At 37.4% G+C, this 18,859-nt stretch carries 13 protein-coding genes; 10 read left to right on the top strand and 3 right to left on the bottom strand.

Features of this window, described 5'->3' with window-relative positions:
- Positions 1-238 precede the first annotated feature (238 nt).
- From rpoN to ABNX05_RS09815, 7 genes are all read left to right on the top strand, one after another.
- Positions 239-1,576, top strand: a complete 1,338-nt coding sequence (gene rpoN, locus ABNX05_RS09845; RefSeq protein ID WP_349659565.1) for an RNA polymerase factor sigma-54 — start codon at positions 239-241, stop codon at positions 1,574-1,576.
- Positions 1,577-2,176: 600 nt separating this feature from the next.
- A complete protein-coding gene (locus tag ABNX05_RS09840) occupies positions 2,177-3,592 on the top strand; it encodes an amino acid permease (protein WP_349659564.1) in 1,416 nt (471 codons plus the stop codon).
- A 200-nt stretch (positions 3,593-3,792) separates the two neighbouring features.
- Positions 3,793-5,436, top strand: a complete 1,644-nt coding sequence (locus tag ABNX05_RS09835) for a sigma-54 interaction domain-containing protein (protein WP_349659563.1) — start codon at positions 3,793-3,795, stop codon at positions 5,434-5,436.
- A gap of 410 nt (positions 5,437-5,846) precedes the next feature.
- Positions 5,847-7,178, top strand: a complete 1,332-nt coding sequence (locus ABNX05_RS09830; protein ID WP_349659562.1) for an aminotransferase family protein — start codon at positions 5,847-5,849, stop codon at positions 7,176-7,178.
- A gap of 174 nt (positions 7,179-7,352) precedes the next feature.
- Entirely contained in the window at positions 7,353-8,750 is a 1,398-nt protein-coding gene (locus ABNX05_RS09825; RefSeq protein ID WP_349659561.1) for an aldehyde dehydrogenase family protein, read from the top strand.
- 197 nt (positions 8,751-8,947) lie between these two features.
- A complete protein-coding gene (locus tag ABNX05_RS09820; RefSeq protein ID WP_349659560.1) occupies positions 8,948-10,972 on the top strand; it encodes a hydantoinase/oxoprolinase family protein in 2,025 nt (674 codons plus the stop codon).
- 22 nt (positions 10,973-10,994) lie between these two features.
- Complete coding sequence (locus ABNX05_RS09815) at positions 10,995-12,971, top strand: hydantoinase B/oxoprolinase family protein (RefSeq protein WP_349659559.1); 1,977 nt, start codon at positions 10,995-10,997, stop codon at positions 12,969-12,971.
- 202 nt (positions 12,972-13,173) lie between these two features.
- Here the strand turns inward: ABNX05_RS09815 and ABNX05_RS09810 are convergent, their stop codons facing one another.
- Complete coding sequence (locus tag ABNX05_RS09810; RefSeq protein ID WP_349659558.1) at positions 13,174-13,815, bottom strand: response regulator; 642 nt, start codon at positions 13,813-13,815, stop codon at positions 13,174-13,176.
- Between the two features lie 312 nt (positions 13,816-14,127).
- On the opposite strand from ABNX05_RS09810, the gene ABNX05_RS09805 reads away from it, so the two are divergent.
- Positions 14,128-14,340, top strand: a complete 213-nt coding sequence (locus ABNX05_RS09805) for a hypothetical protein (protein WP_349659557.1) — start codon at positions 14,128-14,130, stop codon at positions 14,338-14,340.
- A gap of 52 nt (positions 14,341-14,392) precedes the next feature.
- Here the strand turns inward: ABNX05_RS09805 and solA are convergent, their stop codons facing one another.
- Both solA and ABNX05_RS09795 read right to left on the bottom strand, forming a co-directional pair.
- The gene (gene solA / locus ABNX05_RS09800; protein ID WP_349659556.1) at positions 14,393-15,517 is read right to left on the bottom strand and encodes an N-methyl-L-tryptophan oxidase; all 1,125 of its coding nucleotides are present in this window, start codon (positions 15,515-15,517) and stop codon (positions 14,393-14,395) included.
- 173 nt (positions 15,518-15,690) lie between these two features.
- Positions 15,691-16,581, bottom strand: a complete 891-nt coding sequence (locus tag ABNX05_RS09795; RefSeq protein ID WP_349659555.1) for a LysR family transcriptional regulator — start codon at positions 16,579-16,581, stop codon at positions 15,691-15,693.
- A gap of 118 nt (positions 16,582-16,699) precedes the next feature.
- On the opposite strand from ABNX05_RS09795, the gene ABNX05_RS09790 reads away from it, so the two are divergent.
- Together ABNX05_RS09790 and ABNX05_RS09785 are read left to right on the top strand one after the other, a co-directional pair.
- Positions 16,700-17,902 carry a YbfB/YjiJ family MFS transporter gene (locus tag ABNX05_RS09790; RefSeq protein ID WP_349659554.1) on the top strand — a complete coding sequence of 401 codons (1,203 nt, stop codon included), beginning with the start codon at positions 16,700-16,702 and terminating at the stop codon, positions 17,900-17,902.
- A 186-nt stretch (positions 17,903-18,088) separates the two neighbouring features.
- Positions 18,089-18,850: a class I SAM-dependent methyltransferase gene (locus tag ABNX05_RS09785; RefSeq protein ID WP_349659553.1), complete on the top strand. Its 762-nt coding sequence runs from the start codon at positions 18,089-18,091 to the stop codon at positions 18,848-18,850.
- Positions 18,851-18,859 lie beyond the last annotated feature (9 nt).

Here is an 18,859-nt window from a genome sequence, read left to right as displayed (position 1 = left end):
ATGTGGTAATTATTATCGTATATGTGTATTTTATGATTACTAATATGTGTAGTCAATTACTTTTTGGAATTATTAGAAAATTTTATAGATGGAGTAAAGAAGTTTTATGACGTATCACCATACGACTTTTAGCTTTTGCTAATGAGCTATGTGTAAAAATAAAAATTTGATTAAAAAATGGAAAGTTACAGAATAAACATGTTACTATGTAGAAAATTCTGTTTTGGAGGTGTGGGGTATGCAATTGGCTATCGAAACTTCCCAAAAAATAATGCAAGTTTTATCACCACAATTAGTACAGCATTTGGAAATACTGCAATATACAACGAATGAGCTAGAACAGTATATTTATGATAAGGCTAACGAAAACCCACTGTTAGTAGTCACTGATGCTAAGGTGAAAATGCATTATGAGGAAATTATGCAATTAGCAAGCTATTCGGATAAAAGTTATTCCGCGCAACATTATGCGCCTCAACATCATTCATTTAATCCCATTGAGATGAAGTTTGCTGTAAAAGAAAGCTATGAGCAGTTCTTACTGGAACAAGTACCTATGCATAAAAATCTATCTTCTATAGATTTGAAAATTTTAACGTTTTTAATCCAATCCTTAGATGAACGTCTATTTTTAGATGTTGATTTAGAAGTTGTCGCTACTATATGTAAAACGGATGTTATGCATGTAGAGGCATTATTGGACTTACTTCAAACTTTCGAGCCAGTAGGAGTAGGGGCACGTAATTATCAGGAGTTTTTACTCATTCAAGTAGACAGTGATGCGCTTGCTCCAAAATTGGCCTCTCGATTTATCGAAACGGATTTAGAGCTAGTAGCAGCGCAAGCTATTAAACAGTTAAGTAAAAAGTATAAAACGTCTCTACATGAAGTGCAGAAAACGATTCACTATATAAAAAATTTAAATCCAGTGATGATGGGAGATCAATTCGAAGCGATTCCATATGTCATGCCAGAAATCGAAGTAGAAAGATTAGGAGAGGAATGGCTGATTAAATTAAATCGTGGATATTTACCAGTCGTTACTATCGATAAACAGTATGTTGAAATGCTAAAAAATGATCCGAATTGTAAAACATATTTCAAAGATACAATGAGAGATGCTCTTTTATTATTACAAGGAATTGAACAACGTGATAAAACACTGTATGAGTTAGCTAGATTGCTAGTGGAATTGCAAGCAGATTTTTTCCGTAAGGGTATGGAGTCATTGAAGCCAATGCGGTTAAAAGATGTAGCGGATATTTTAAGCCTACATGTATCAACAATTAGCAGAGCAGTGCGTGGGAAATATATAAAAACCCCTCATGGTGTGTATGCTTTACAATCGTTATTTACAAAAGGAGTAATGAATATTTCTGGAAAAATGGATTCGATTATGTATATTAAAAAGCGGCTCAAACAGTTGATCGAAGGTGAGGATAAACAAAAGCCTTTAACTGATCAACAGATTACAAATACTTTGGGTGCTGAAGGTATCCAAATATCCAGACGAACAGTAGCGAAGTACAGGGAAGAGATGAATATTATGAGTTCCTTTAATCGAATGTATGGATAGGATAGATGATGTAAAAGAATAGTCATTGATGTATTTTTGCATCAAAACTTGAAAATTGCATATTAAAAGATTTGTAGATTTTCCTAACTAAGTAAATTTAAAGCTCATCAGCATAGCGTGAGGTTGATTTCCGTTCCGGCTGGGCGCTTTGTTGTTGCTGTCGCTACGCTTTCGCACAGATAAAACATTTGCTGTCGCTACGTTAGCACTACGCTTTCGCACAGAGCAGAGCTTCCGGGGGGCGTCCGATGAGCCGCTTGGGGCAACAGGATGTTGGTCACGAATGCGTTATCACAGGATGTGATGGTTTTAGCCTTCGTTCCTCTATTGCTGATCCCCGAGGAGTCGCCCAGCCTCCACTCCAATCAACATATACAAGGCATATGTTTTAACTTCATTCTAGCGGGTGTCCAAACATCCTCATCCCTGAATTTTTGTGATAAGACAATTTTCGGCAACAATAATCGATGTAAATAAAAATATTTTGAAATTTTTGATAATTATATAGGTTTGGCATCAGAATTGCTCATTAAACGGTAGACATTTTAGTAAAGGAAAGGGGCTAGTAAATGTCTACATAAAACACAAAGGGGTGGTTTAATGGGGGCTTTGCAAAAATCACTGAAAACACGGCATATTACAATGATCTCCATTGGTGGTGTTATTGGCACAGGGCTTTTCGTTGGGACAGGGAAAAATATTTTAAGTACCGGTCCAGCAGCGGTGGTTTCATATGCGATTGCGTGCTTACTCATAGTTCTGATCATGCAAATGGTTGGTGAAATGGCAGCTGGAGAAATAGTATTAGGAAAGAAATCGGGAGGTTCAGCAGAGTTAGGTTCATTTGCCTCATATGCAGGGAAGTATATTGGACCATGGGCAGGATTTACAGTAGGTTGGCTTTATTGGGCAAGCTGGGTATTTATTGTGGGGTTAGAAGCAGCACTTATAGGGGGAATGCTGCACAATTGGTTTCCGATGATTCCAATATGGCTTGGAAGTATAGGTATAACGTTATTAATGACAATCGTTAATATTTATTCAGTAAAATCATTTGGTGAATTTGAATATTGGCTTTCCTTCGTTAAAGTTACAGCTATCGTTGTATTTTTAATAGTTGGTATAACTATGATTTTAGGGATTTGGCCAAATTCTGAACCGAAGGGATTAGGTATTTTAACGGAATTTGGTGGATTTGCACCAAATGGTATTGTCCCGATTTTTACGGCAATTGTCTTTGTTATATTCTCGATCTGTGGTGCTGAGGTTGCAGCCATCGCTGCAGCAGAGTCTGAAAATCCAGCGAAAAATATTGTCCGCGCTATTCGCAATGTTGTCTTTCGATTAGGTTTATTTTTTGTAGGCTCAGTAGCTATTATGGTTTTACTTATACCTTGGAATGATACAAAAATGTTGGCAGCACCTTATGCAAATATTTTAACAATGGCAGGGCTTCCAATTGCCGCTCAACTTATTCAAATAGTCATTTTCATTTCATTAATTTCTGTTTTAAATTCCGCTCTTTATACAAGTTCACGTATGTTACTAGAAATGTCACGTCAAGGCGATGCACCAAAAATATTCTCACAAATTAAAAATAGTCGTGGTGTGCCTGTCCCAGCCGTTATTGGTAGTACGGTGGTTGCGTATATTTGTGCGATGTTATACTTCATTTCACCTGAAGTTATTTTCTACTTTTTGGGGAATTGCGTTGGAGGGTTAATGATTGCAGTTTATATTTTCATTGCTATTTCACAAATCCGTTTCCGACGTCATTATGACAAAGTTTCAGAGGAGGCATTATCGATTAAAATGTGGCTATTTCCATATCTATCGTATGTCACAATTGGTATTTTAATAGTCGTTTATTTCTGCCAGGCGCTCATCGAATCTTTACGTTCACAATTTTATTTAAGTACATTAGTACTAATTGGCTCAGTTGTGTTGTTCATGATCATGCGAAAGCTGTCGACAAGACCTGCGGAGCAAATAGAGGAAAAGCTAGCCTCAGAGTAGAATTCTATAAAATACAAAAAATTCGCGATATTCCTGCGAGATATCAAGCCGCGAAAGAATTTAAAGGATGCTTTAAGTTCTTTCGCGAAGTATAGATGCCCCGTAGAAAGAGCGAATTTTTTTGTATGAATGGATAAGAATGGTTAACCAGTACACCTAGTACTTGATAAAGATTTAAAGTTCGAGAGGGAGTGATCTAGATGTCGATAACTCAACTACATAAAGATGAGCATTTTTTTATTGTAAAAAATGATGAGGTCATGATTAAAAGTGATATCCAAATAGAGCTTCTTGAAAAAATAATAAAAAAATATAGTAAAGGAACGGAAAGCTTTGAGGTAGAAGGCTATTTTGTTCATGTATTAGAGACTTCGCAAGGTAGCTTATTTTATGTCAAACCATTCACGCAGTATAGCTATATAGATTTTATGAACCCGTTGTCCATAAAAGTATTAAACTCCATATCTGATGGGGTTACAGTATGTGGTAGCGATGGCAAAATTTTATTTCAAAATGATATTGATATTGAAATTGTTGGCATTGATTTAATGGGTAGATATGCAAAAGACGTAATCGCTGAAGGATTAATGAGTGATTCCATTTCGATGAAAGTAATTGAATCAAAAGAAAAAGTTACGATTTTGCAGACGTTTATTAATGGAAAATGCTTTTTAGTTTCTGGTAAGCCAATATTTGATGAGTACGGTGAATTACAATACGTAGTAGCAATTACCCGTGATATGACACAATTAAAACTGTTAGAGAAAGAAGTAAAAAAATTAGAAGTTCAAAATGAGAATTTTAAAAATAAGCTACAGGCCCTACATAATAAAGAAACAACAAAAAGTAGTTTAATCGCTGTGTCTTCAGAAATGATGCAGGTTGTAAAGCGGGTTATGAGAGTTGCAGAGGTAGACTCAACTGTATTAATTGGTGGCGAATCGGGCGTTGGTAAGGAAGAGATTACAAAGCTAATTCATGCAAATAGTCGGCGTAATAATAAGCAAATATTAACGATCAACTGTAGTGCAATCCCTGATAATTTATTAGAATCTGAACTTTTTGGCTATGAAGCAGGAGCATTTACGGGTGCAGTAAGAGGTGGTAAGGCAGGGTTATTTGAGATTGCGTCTGGTGGTACAGTGTTTTTAGATGAAATTGGTGAGATGCCTTTACTACTACAGGCGAAATTATTACGTGTTCTCCAAGAATCTGAGGTTCAGCGTTTAGGGAGTGGGAAACCTATTCCAATTGATGTACGCATAATCGCTGCGACAAATCGAAATTTAGCTGAAATGGTGAGGCAAGGTCATTTTCGTGAGGATTTATATTATCGTTTAAATATTATCCCGATTGAAATTCCTCCTTTAAGATATCGTCGTCAAGATATTATCCCGCTAGTCTACCATTTTTTAGCTGTTGTTGAAGAAAAATATGGGATCCATCGAACAATTGAGTCGTCTGCTATGAAAATATTAGAGTGTTATGATTGGTCAGGAAATGTACGTCAACTTAAAAATATGGTTGAGCGTATTTGCTTGCTAGCAACTCAACCAGAAATAACAGCATATATTGTGCAACAAGAGTTAGATAGTAACCCAATTATACGTGATATAGAAAATCCTGTAGAAATACAAAACATCCAGGAACAAGTTGTAACCCCGAAGTTTAGTGGTACATTAAAGGAACAAGTAGTGGCGTTTGAAAAGAAGATTATTAAGGAAGCTCTATCAAAATTTCCGAGTATCCGGCAGGCTGCTAAATCACTTGGCTGTGATCAATCAACATTAGTACGTAAAATACAAAAGTTCCAATTAACGAAACAAATTTCATATAAGGATTAGTGATGTATTTTCGCATCGAAATCTCATTCAAGCACAATAATTAGTAATATTGCAATACTCACTAATTAATACAAGGAAAATGATGAAATACATCGTTAATATGTTAATAGATTTTGAAGAAAAGAGACATTTTCAAAAAAGAAAACGTCTCTTTTTCATTTTGTTGCAGGTGTTGTGAAGCGTTTTGATTTTTTCACTCATCACAAAAAGAAAGATCTGTTTTGTTAAAAGGTATGCCAATAATAATAAGTTGATTGGAGTGGAGGCTGGGCGACTCCTTGGGGATCAGCGATAGAGGAACGAAGGCTAAAAGCATCTTTTTTCGTTAAAAGAGATTTTTTTCATCAGTTGGCATGAGAATTGCTATTAAAAAAGTGTATGAAATTTTAAACGAAAAGAGGTTGGCATTAATGACAGTTCAACTAAAAGAAGAGTTAAAAACGTTAGATCAAAAACATTTTCTACATCCAACAACGTCGATCGAACAACAGCAAACACAAGGTCCAGCTGCCATTTTTACAGAGGGCAATGGCATTTATTTAAAAGATATAGAAGGAAATATATACATTGATGGCATGTCGTCTTTATGGAATGTAAATATCGGGCATGGCCGTAAAGAAATTGCCGAAGTAGCGAAAGAGCAAATCTCTACATTAGCATTTAGTTCCTGCTTCGCATCATTTAGCAATGAACCAGCTATCCGTTTAGCGACGAAAATCGCATCTTTAACTCCGGGAGACTTAAATACTGTATTTTTCACTTCAGGTGGCTCAGAGTCGAACGATACAGCGATTAAATTAGCACGTCATTACTGGTTACTTAAAGGGCAGCCAGAGCGTCAAAAAATTATTTCTCGTACACATTCATACCATGGTGTAGCTATGGGGGCTACAAGTGCGACAGGCTTACAAGCATTCCGTGACTTTACCAATTCACACGCCCCTGATTTCCACTATGTATACAGCGAATCTGTACGTAATTTACGTGAAACGATTGAAACATTAGGCCCTGAGACTGTCGCTGCATTTATTTCTGAGCCCGTACAAGGAGCAGGTGGAGTTAATATTCCACAAAAAGATTATTTTAAAGAAGTGCGAAAAATTTGTGATGAGTACGGTATTTTATTCATTGCGGATGAAGTTATTACGGGGTTTGGTCGTACAGGAAAATTCTTCGGTATGGAACATTACGGGGTAGTGCCTGATATGATGTCTTTCGCTAAAGGAGTATCAAGTGGCTATGTTCAACTTGGTGGTGTGGCGATATCCGAAACAATTCATCAAGATTTATGTGAGCTTTCTAAAGGGACATTAATGCACGGATATACTTACAGCGGTCATGCACTCGCTTGCCAAGTTGGATTGAAAAATATAGAAATTCTTGAGCAAGAAAATCTCGTTGAAAATGCTGCAAACATGGGGGATGCCATGTTAGAAGGATTCCGAGCATTGCAAGAAAAGTATAGCTTTATCGGTCGTGTGCGTACGCTTGGATTACTTGGAGCCATTGAATTAGTGAAGAGCCGTGAGACGGGTGAATTGTTTGAGACTGCTCTTAGTCCGATTTTTGTTCAGGAAACGATGAAACGAGGATTGATTCTACGAACGGTTACGTATGATCAAGATACAGTTGTTTTTTCTCCACCTCTCATTCTATCAAAAGTAGAGCTAGATGAAATGTTACGTATTTTAGACGAGACATTTGAGCATATACGTAAAACAATTGTTGAAAAAGCGATTTAACTTCTTTCAGCAAATGTTTTGGTAGCGTCAGCTATAAACGCTGAAAGAAGTTAAAAAGCCTCCGGCGGATGTCACGGAAACGGCTTTGTGTAGCACAAAGCCGATTCCGGACGCAATTATGCCGAGGCATAATTGATATAGGTGTAAATGATTTTTATTTGAAGGAGGATTTTCATGACAACGATCGTTAGAGAAATACGAGAGCAATTTAATCCGGCGAAACCATCCCAATGTATTGGCCAAGTTGAGCTTTTGACAATAGATGAAACGAAAGAAGTTATCGTTGCAGCTCAGGATGCATTTGAAGGTTGGAAAAATACGTCTTCTGTTGCACGTGGAGAAATTTTACGTGTGACAGCAGACTTGCTTGAGAAAAATATTGATAAAGTAGCTGAAATAGCTTCGAGTGAAGTGGGTAAAACGAAAAATGAAATGCTTGGTGAAGTGAAACGTGGTGCTTCCATTTTACGTTATTTTGCACAAGAAGGAATGCGTGCAAAAGGAGAAGTATTACCTTCTGCCAATGAAGCAAAATTATTGTACACAATGCGAGTACCACTTGGTGTCGTTGCTGCCATAACGCCTTGGAATTTCCCTGTCGCTATTCCACTATGGAAAATTGCACCTGCATTAGTATATGGCAATACAGTTGTTTGGAAACCATCTATTGAAAGCGCTTTAACCGGTAAAATGATTGGCCAATTATTCCAACAAGCAGGCCTGCCAGAAAATGTATTAAATGTCGTACAAGGTCGAGGTTCAAAGGTAGGGCAAGTATTATTGGAGGCACCTGAAGTAAAGGCGATTACATTTACAGGTTCGAATGGTGTGGGTCAAAGTATTTTAGATACAGCTGGATCTACGAATAAAAAAATTCAGCTCGAACTTGGAGGCAAAAATGCAGCGATCATTTTAGCTGATGCTAATATAAATCAAGCTGCAAAATTAACAATTGAAGGTGCGATGAAGCAAACGGGACAGCGTTGTACAGCAACTAGTCGAGTTTACATCGAGGAAACAGTTTATGACAAGGTATTAGAGCAATTAATCGAAGAAGCTAAAAAAATTGAAGTTGGTGTCACGATGGGGCCTGTGTCATCCAAAGGGCAGTATGATTCTATTTTATCCGCCATCGAAAAAGCAAAAGATGAGGGTGCGGAGCTTGAATTTGGCGGAGGTCCTACAAAAGGTATGTTAGAAGGATACTATATTGATCCAACCATCTTTACGAATGTAACCCACGAGATGTCGATTGCTCATGATGAGATTTTTGGACCAGTTTTAGCTGTCATCAAAGTAAAAGATTATGAAGAAGCGATTCGATTATCGAATGATACTAATTTTGGATTGAGTGCTTCTATTTATACAAATAACATTCCAAAAGCATTTGATTTTATTAATCGTAGTGAAGTTGGACTTGTACAGGTTAACGATGAAACGGGTGGAGCAGAGCCTCAAGCACCATTTGGAGGGGTGAAAAACTCAAGTACTGGTGCCCGTGAGCAGGGACAGGCGGCGAAAGAGTTCTTTACAACATTTAAAACCATTACGATTGGCACAAAAAGTGAGTGAAAAGTTTATCGTGAAAGAAATTTAAAATAGAAGACAAAAAAATATACGTCACATATGCCTCGGTGTAATGACCCAGATTTTTCTCAAATTGTAGTGCAATCTTTTAAAAAAATCTGGGGCATTCGCTTGAGGCATTAACTTTATACAAAAAGATAATATTGGTGTTTTAAATTTATTAAACGAAAGAAGGTAGAACTATGGCACAAAGTCGTTTAGCAATAGATGTCGGTGGAACGTTTACGGATGTATTTGTTTTTAATGAAGAGACGGGGGAAGTATTCGTTATAAAAACGTCCTCTACACCTTCAAATCCGGAGCAAGGAATATTAAATGGAGTAGAAAAAGCAGCATTAAATGGTAAGGATATTAAAATTTTTTCTCATGGCACAACAGTTGGAACGAATGCGTTAATTGAACGTAAGCTGCCAAAAACAGCTCTTATTACGACAAAGGGCTTTAGAGATGTCATCGAAATTCGCCGGGGAACGAAAGAAGATATTTGGGACACATACAAAGATACTGCGAAGCCTTATATTCAACGACGGGATCGATTTGAAGTGACAGAACGAATAGATTATGAAGGAAATATTCTTCAGGCTATTGATGAAGAGGAAATTCGTTTATTAGCAAAAAAGTTAAAACGTCGGGGAACTGAATCCATTGCAGTATGTTTCATCAATGCCTATGTGAACGGGGAAAATGAGGCGAAAGTCAAAGAGATTTTAAAAGAAGAATTACCGGATATTTATGTTTGTATTTCAAGTGAGGTGCTTCCGGAAATTTTTGAGCATGAGCGTATGAGTACAACAATTATTAATGCCGTTCTTGGGCCAATTATGAGTAATTACATTAGTAAATTAAGCACTGAAATGGAGAAAAAGGGCTATGACGATGAAATATTAGTATTACACTCTGGTGGCGGTGTCATGACTTCAAGTACAGTTCCTCGCTATGCTGCTCGATTGGCAAGTTCCGGGATAGCTGCAGGCGCAATTGCAAGTAAGCATATCGCAAAGCTGTGTGGATTTGACAATGCCATTGGCTTAGATATGGGTGGTACAAGTACTGATATTTCACTGATGTATAAGGGGGATATACGGATCACAAAGGATTGGTCTATAGAATATGGCTATCCAATCGGTTTCCCAAGCATTGAAATATTAACAATAGGAGCCGGTGGAGGTAGCCTTGCTTGGCAAGATGAAGGCGGTTCTTTACGAAATGGACCACAAAGTGCAGGGGCAGTACCAGGGCCAGCTTGCTATGGCCAAGGAGGCACGGAGCCCACAAACTCAGATGCAAATTTAGTGTTAGGACGCCTAGGTGTAGATTTGTTAGATGGAACGATGCAATTAAATAAAGAGGCGGCAAGAGCGGCTGTGACAACAATCGCAAATGCATTCGATCAATCAGTTGAAGAAGCGGCAAGTGCCATTATAGAAGTTGCAAACGCCAATATGAGTGATGCAGTTCGCTTGATTTCAGTACGGAGAGGCTATGATCCGCGTGATTTTGCACTTGTAGCTTTTGGTGGTGCAGGCCCATTACACGGTGCTTATTTGGCAAAAGATTTAAACATTCCAAAAGTCATTATTCCTACGCATCCAGGTGTAGCTGCAGCAATGGGATGTTTACTAGTAGATGTACGCCATGATATTTCTAAAACGTATGTGAAAAAATTTGATGAAGTAAGTGAAGAGGAGCTGACAAATCAATTTAATGAATTGCGAGAAGAGGCAAGAGCTTTATTAGAAGAGGAAGGAATAGCAGAAAACACATCAACATTAACGAATTATATAGATTTGCGTTATAAGGGACAATGGAGATCTCTAGCTGTTCTTGTATCCGATCAAATCACTTCCTTAGATACTATTTTAGAAGCTTTCCATAAAGAACATAAACGCGAATTTGCATTTTCTGATAAGGATCAAACTGTAGAAATATTTGGCCTACGAGTAACGGCTATAGGAACAGTACCAAAGCCTAATTTCCCACAATATGTTGCTGAAGGCTCGCTGGAGGATGCTTTAAAAGAAACACGGCCTGTTTATTTTGAGGGGAAATATATAGAAACAAACGTTTATAACCGCGATAAAATACCTGTTGACACACAGTTTGCTGGTCCAGCTATTATCGATCAGCTAGATACGACGACCGTTATTCCACCAGGATTTACTGCGGAAGTAGATGTCTATAAAAATATCATTATAACAGTGAACTAATAGCGATAAGGAGGAATGGGCGATGAGTACAACGAAATTGGAGACAAATCATAAGGTCCAAAATCTAGACCCAGTAACATTTGAAGTGTTAAAAAACGGCTTTGTCAATTTAGTAGATCAAATGGCTGAACAAATGCTGCGTACATGCTACTCGTTTGTTATTTATAATCGAGACTTTAGCTGTGCATTATGCGATGCACAGGGGAATACCGTTATGCAAGGAACGCAAGATATTTCCGTTCACGTAGGGACATTACATTTAACGGCAAAAGCTGTCTTAGAGGATTTCGCGGATGATATCCATCCAGGTGATGTATTTTTAGTAAATGATCCTTATCGTGGAGGAACACATTTCAGTGATGTACGTGTGATTTTACCAGTGTTTCATGATGATAAACTAATTGCACTCATGCAAACAAATGGACATTGGGCAGATGTCGGCGGTTCTAATCCAGGTTCTTTTGATATTACAGCTAAAGAACATTACGGGGAAGGTCTACGGATCCCCCCTGTCCGCATTTATAGTAAAGGTCAATATTTAACCGATGTAGTGAAGATTATTGTTATGAATATGCGTATTCCGGAAGAACGTATTGGAGATTTGCGGTCTCAAGTGGAAGCGGCGAAAGTTGGGGAAAAACAACTCAAGGAAATGATTGAAAAGTACGGCATTCAGACAGTACTAGTAGCTTTTGAAGAAGTTCAAAATTATGTAGAACGATTAATGAGAGCGAAGATTAAAGCTTTACCAAAAGGTCAGTGGGAAACGGTGGACTATATCGATATGGACCCACAAGTAGGGGATGGTCTCATCCCAATTCGTGTGAAAATGACCATTACGGAGGATGAAATAGCTTATGATTTAAGTGATTCACATCCTTATATTAGCTGTTTTTTAAATGCAGGATTTGGCTCAGCGCTTTCTGGTACTTATGCAGGAACCAAAACATTTTTCCCAGAGATTCCGCTGAACTCAGGATTTTATCGTGTTGTGAAAATATTCCTCCCTGAAAACTCTGTCGTCAACGCACCTAGTCCAGTAGCTGTCTCTGGCTATTGTTCAGGAGCGTTTGAAAAAATTATGAATGCTTGCTTTGAATTATGGTCAAATATTATGCCTGAACGCGCTATCGCATGTTCATTTAATTTAGAATATTTATTAGTAGGTGGGTATGATCAACGAAGAGACGGTAGTGAATACTTTATGTGGTATGACTGGATGGCTGGTGGCCACGGTGGACGTATTAACCGTGATGGTGCGAATACTACCTCACCAGTGTTCGGTGTAGGCTTGAGTGTTCAACCATGCGAGGGGCAAGAACGTTTGTCACCAGTTGTTACAACCAAGCATGAAATCATTATAGATTCTGCTGGTCCAGGTAAATACCGTGGCGGCTGTGGTGTAGAAAAGGGAGGCGTTTTAACGAATGTAAACCAAACAGTGATGTCCTATTGCTGTGATCGGTCTCGTTCCATTACATGGGGCATTATGGGCGGATTACCTTCTATTGCACAAGGGGCTATTTTAAATCCAAACAAAAAGGAAGAAAGATTTTTAGGCACAATCTTCTCCAATGTTGAGTTGAAGAAAGGAGATTCCTTTACACGTCCATCAGCTGGAGGCGGTGGTTTGGGTGACCCATTAGCACGAGATGTAAACGCTGTTTTAGAGGATGTAATTGATGAATATGTTTCGATTGAGCGTGCAAAGCTTGATTATGGCGTAGTCATCCATGAAATTGACCGTGATATGGATGCCTTTGAAATTGATATGGCAGCAACAGTAAAAGAACGCGATTATATCCGCAATAACCGCCATCGATGGCTGGAAACAGATCCAATTGAAGTTGAGCAGATGTATAACAAAGGTGAAATTAATCAAATGGATGTTGTTCGAAAATATGGTGTTATTATGGATTACCAAACAAATAAAGCATTGCCGATCTCAACAGAGCAATACCGTGAAGCGATGAAAAAACGTTCTTTGGCTTACTGGTGACAAACATAACGTTCTTGCAATCAAGTGTTAATTAAAATAGAGAGTAGTATACACTACTCTCTACAAAATAAGGGTATAAAATTTTTGATGTCTTCTATCATGGTATCGTAACTGTATGACCACAAAAAAACCATAATCTTTTTCTCGGTTCCCCATTTTTTTATGGTTTTTAATTAGAAAAATTCCCTTTATATGCGGTTTTTTATAACAAACCAATGTCCCTAATTTTTTTAACTGCTTCTATTCTTGAATGTACTTGTAGTTTTTTGAAAATCTTTGTTAAACGATATTCGACTGTGCGTAAACTGACAAATAAATTTTCTGCTATTTTTTTATTTGTTTCTCCAGCGGCCACTAATTTAAGTAAGGCTAGTTCATTTTTTTGGAGGTCATATTGGAATAACTGATTCATTAGTTCCATTTTGTTCTTTTGGCGATCAATTACTTTTAATCGTTGTAATAATTGTACTGGCATCATGGCATTCCCATCTAGAGCGGAGTATATTGCCGCAATAAGATTTTCTGTAGATGCTGTTTTGCTAACAAAACTAGAGACCCCGGATTCTACTAATATATCGAAGAAAGGTTCAATGTCGTATCCTGTGTAGATAATTTTAATTACATCATAATTTAATTTTTTTACTTTTTTTAACAATCCTAGATCCTTTAAAAAGGGCATGTTTATATCAAATAAAAATATATCAAATGTTTGTTGCGAGAGAGCATTCAAAGATTCCTCATCAGTTCTTACAACCGTGACATGGAAAATTCCTTCTTGTTCTAACAATAATTTTATTCCTTCACCAACAGCCTTATGGTTATCTACTACTAAAATATTTACCAACTTCTTACCTCCTTTGATGAAAATAGGCTATTATTTTGAAACTGTTAATTATAATGCATTATACCTAATTTTATGCTAGAAAGGGATACTATTCATAAATAGATTTAACTTATTTCAGCGGGCGTCTAAACACTCATTGAAATTAGAGGAACTAGTCTAAGAACGCCACGTCCCGTGGCAAATTATCTGTGCGAAAGCGACAACAAAAACAAAAACAAAAGCAACAGCAAATCCTGAACCTTCTAAGAGAAAAAGACAAGGTTTTCGAATAAGGGGTTGAATCACAAAGGTCAAGATAATAAGGGACTATTGATGACGTTTTTCACGTGGCTGCTCTATCACGGCACAGTACGAGAGTATATGGTTGCTAATGATTTTACGCTCATTAGCTATATCGTTTGCATTGTGCTTGGGTTATTATACGGTGTTTTGTTGGATGCATTTATCTATTTAGAAAAAGATAATGAAACAATAAGTTTTCCTAAACAGGATAAGACTGCCTTTATGGCAGTCTTATCCCAGTAATACGCACACTGTAGTAAGAGCATTGAGTGGGGGATTTCATAGAAGGGAAGTGTTAGTCTGTCTTAAATCGACTAAGCCTAAAGGGTGATAAATCCTGTATGCTTTTTCCGTTTAGCGTTAAATCTGCTAGTACTTCACCCATTGCACTACTGAATTTAAAACCATGTCCTGAGAAGCCCGCTGCAATAATAATATTTCGATTCTCAGGTAAAAAATCAATAATGAAATCCTCATCTGGTGTCATCGAATATTTACATGTTTTGCCGAATTTCAAGACACCGTGCTGAGGCATAAAGCGATTGATAAAATTTTGTAAATCTATTACATCCTGTTCGTCGAATGGGCGTAGCGGGTCATTTGGATTGACAGCCTCACCACCATCATGTCTGCCAAGCTTTAGGCCTGCTCCTTCGATATTAGGAAAACCATAGTACATGGAATCAGTAAATTCAAAACAATAGGCTGGGAAAATATCTTCACGATAAAGCTGCTCATCAGCCTCAAACCATGCAAATGTTTTTCGCGTCGGTGTTACAGGGATGGTGATGTCCATTGTTTGTAGTAACTCAGTTGCCCAAGCACCAGCAGTTACAATTAAATGTTTAGCTTCGTAAATATTATTTAATGTTTGGACACGGACAATTTCTCCAGCTTTGATGTTCTGCACTTTTTCATTTGTATGTAAGGTTGCTCCTGCCTCAATAGCTAATTTTTTATAAGCACTAATGCAGGCTTCTACACGAAGGACACCGGCAGTAGGCTCAAAGCAAGCAACAAAGTTTTCAGGTAAGGATAATCCAGGCCATTTTATCATTGCTTCAGCCGCAGAATACTGCTCTAATGCTAAATCATAGAGCCTAGCACTTGTTTTCACATTTTGAATAAAAGGATGGGTCTCTTCACCGACATTCATTACCCCTGTTTGTAAAAATAAAGCTTCATCCGTTAACGTTTCAAGTTCTTTCCATAATTCACCTGCTCTTTTGACAAAAGGGACATAGCTAGCGCCTTCACCATACGCAAAGCGAATAATTCTCGTTTCCCCATGATGACTACCTTCTGCGTGAGGAGGATTAAAGGCATCAATCATCAAGACATTTTTTCCTGCTTTCGCTAAATGATAGCCTGCAGCCATCCCCATCGAGCCTGCACCAACTATAATTACGTCGTATATCATTTTAATCCCTACTTTTTTGCTCTAGTATAACAAAAAAATAGAAAAACGGACAGAAATTTCAGAAAATATTTCGAATAAGAAAATGCACAATCTTAATTGAAAGTTGTGCATTCGAATATTTAAGCAATCTAGGACTAGGACTTTATGTAGTTCAAACTTGTGAAAAATATCTGTTATGAAATTGAATCATTGATGATGTTAATAAAAGTATTAAAGGTCGAAGAGGAATTTTGTTCATTTTTTCTTGTGCAAAGATAAATAGGTCGCTGAATATCGATGTCTTTTATAAAAACTCGAGCTACTTGCTGTCGTTGAATAAAGCCCGAAGCCGCTATGGACGGAGCTAACATCGTACCATATCCAGCTGCAATCGCGTGAATGGATTCGTTGATGCCGTCCAGTTGTAGCCCTACTCGTGGTGGTGGGATTTTATGAACTTTACATAAAGCGTTTAAATATTCTTTCGTAGAGCTACCATCTTCTCGTGAAACAAATGGCTGCTGCATTAATTCCACTAATGTCACTTTCTGATCTGCCAGCGGATGACCGTAGGGGACGATAAACCAATAATCGAGATTCATGAGAAATTGATAATTAATATCTGGATGATGACCATCCTCTTTTACGATAAAAGCCATATCAACCTTATAGTGAAGTAATTCTTCAATAACCTGCTGGGAATTAGCCGTTTTTATGTGGATATGAGTATTCGGATAGGCTTGTTTATATTTTGCGAGCCATTTTGGTAGTAAAAAATGAGATGGAACATGGGTAGATGCAATCTGTAATTCTTCATTACCTGTGTTTTTTAATTGCTCCAACTTATTTTCAATATCCATTTCTAAATCAAATAACCGTCGTGCCTGTTTAAATAAATATTCTCCGTTTGGTGTTAAGGTAATTCCTCGACCTTTAGATTCTAAAAGGGTTAGGCCAAGTTCTTTTTCTAAATTTCTCATTTGAATGGTAACGGCAGGTTGACTAATCATTAGTGCTTGCGCGGCCTTCGAAACACTACTGAGTTCGGCAACTTTTGTGAATAATCTAAGAGCATGTAAATTCATTATGTATCCCACCTTATATAAAAATTTTTTATCCTTTTATATAAATTATATATTAGATTTATTAATTTTCACTATGTATCCTTTTAATTATAAGAAGGTATTAGGGGGTGGGGACAAGATGAATCGACAGCACATCGGGATTTTACTTGGTGGGGTGCTATTACTTGTAGTGGCTATGGGGATTAGCCGCTTTGCATTCACGCCAATTTTGCCATTTATGCGTCATGATGTCGGGTTTTCGTTTGAAGTTGCAGGATTTTTAGCATCGAGTAATTATATTGGCTATTTCATTGGTGCATTGTGGGCAGGGTTTATTAATCGCCAAAAGAAGAACTTTTTATTGTTAAGTGTTGTCTTAAATGTCCTTTCTGTTGTTCTTATGGGAATCATTGAAGTATATAGTGTTTGGCTTGTGCTTCGTCTAATTGCGGGCATTACAGGGGGACTGATTTTTGTATTAACATGTAGTATTATTATGGATTATTTAGCAAAGCATTCACTCACAAAATGGTCAGGCTATTTATTTGGCGGAATTGGATTAGGAATTGCTATTTCAGGCTTATTAGTCCCTGCTATTGAAGCGCGTTTTGCTTGGCAAGGTACATGGATTGGCTTAGGGATTTTATCTGCTGTTTTATTAGTGGTGACATATATACTTTGGAGAGGCTTGCATGTACAAGATAGTGTGAAAACTGCTAAATCCTCTGATACAAAAATGACAAAGGGCTTTATGCCATGGTTAATTGTCGCATATGGTTTTGAGGGATTAGGCTATATTATTACAGGCACTTTTTTAGTCGATATCATTCATAATATTCCTTCACTACAAGCATACTCTTCGTATAGCTGGGTCATTGTTGGGGTAGCGGCTATCCCGTCAGCACCTGTTTGGACTGTATTATTAGAAAAATTTTCTGCCATCAAAATTTTGTTTGTTGCCTATGTATTGCAAGTAGTAGGCATCTTGTTGCCAGTGTTTTCACAAACAGTATGGAGCGTATTATTATCTTCATTTTTATTTGGCTTAACATTTGTAGGCATTGTGACGTTAACGACCTCTTATGCACGTCAGCTATTCCCAACACAAAGCGGTCCAGTCGTATCATTGTTAACAACGTTTTATGCTTTTGGTCAAATTATCGGACCAATCATCGCGAGCCAGCTTGTGGCGGTTTATAGTAGTTATAAAGCAGCGCTTGTCTTTGCAGGAGTCATTGTATTTTTTGCATTAATTATCATGTTAAGTGGAAGATGGATCACAGTTAAACGACAGGTCACTTTAGACAATGCATTACCTATCAAAACTCAATCTAATCCTTAAATAAGAAAAGCCAGAAATCCCATTGGGAATTTCTGGCTTATGTTTTTGCTTAAAGATGCCGTGCCTCAATCTAAATGATATAAAAAAATAAAATAAAAGTCTATAACTTTTTGGATATATATGAAAAAATAGTAATGCGCACAAGGGACGTAACGTTACGATTCTATATAGAGATGAGGGAATTATATGGCAAGAAAAGTACCGACAGAAGAGGCGATTAAACGCTGGGATCAACATGCAGAAAGGTTTACAGCAAACTACGATGAACATGGTGGCATACACCGTGAAGTATTATTAAATCCAGCCATTTTTTCATTATTAGAAGAGGTGAAAGGAAAAAGGCTATTAGATGCAGGGTGCGGAGAAGGCTATTTAAGTAGAATACTTGCTCAAAAAGGGGCTATTGTCACAGCAGTTGATTATTCAGAAAAGATGCTAGAAATTGCTAGAGAAAGAACATATGAGGAAGTTCCGATACAATATGAACATGGAAATTGCGAAAAACTAGATTTTTTAGTAGACGAACAGTTTGATTGTATTGTTTCCAATATGGTCCTTCAAGATCTAGCAGATTATAAGGCAGCTTTAAGTGAAATGTATCGTCTTTTAAAACCTAATAGTACTTTCATCTTTTCTATTCTCCACCCGTGCTTTGTTACGCCGAATAGTGGATGGATAAGAAATGAACGGCTTGACCAACAGTATTGGAAGGTTCAGCGTTATTTTTATGAAGGGGTATATGATCAAAAGCTTCCACTAGATTCCGATGACAAAATTGTATTTTATCACCGAACATTAACGAGCTATATGAAAGCAATTATTCAAGCAGGCTTTTCTATAGAGGACGTTATCGAACCGATGCCTTCAAAAGAGATGCTAATAAAGTATCCACAATTCGAGGAAGATTTGCATTGTGCAGATTTTATTGTATTTAAATTAAGAAAATAAAGGAGGGAA

The sequence above is a fragment of the Lysinibacillus zambalensis genome, assembly GCF_040183165.1.
In the GTDB taxonomy this organism is placed as follows: domain Bacteria; phylum Bacillota; class Bacilli; order Bacillales_A; family Planococcaceae; genus Lysinibacillus; species Lysinibacillus zambalensis.
The sequence above is the reverse complement of the archived record's forward strand: the minus strand, read 5'-3'. Positions and strand labels throughout refer to the sequence as shown.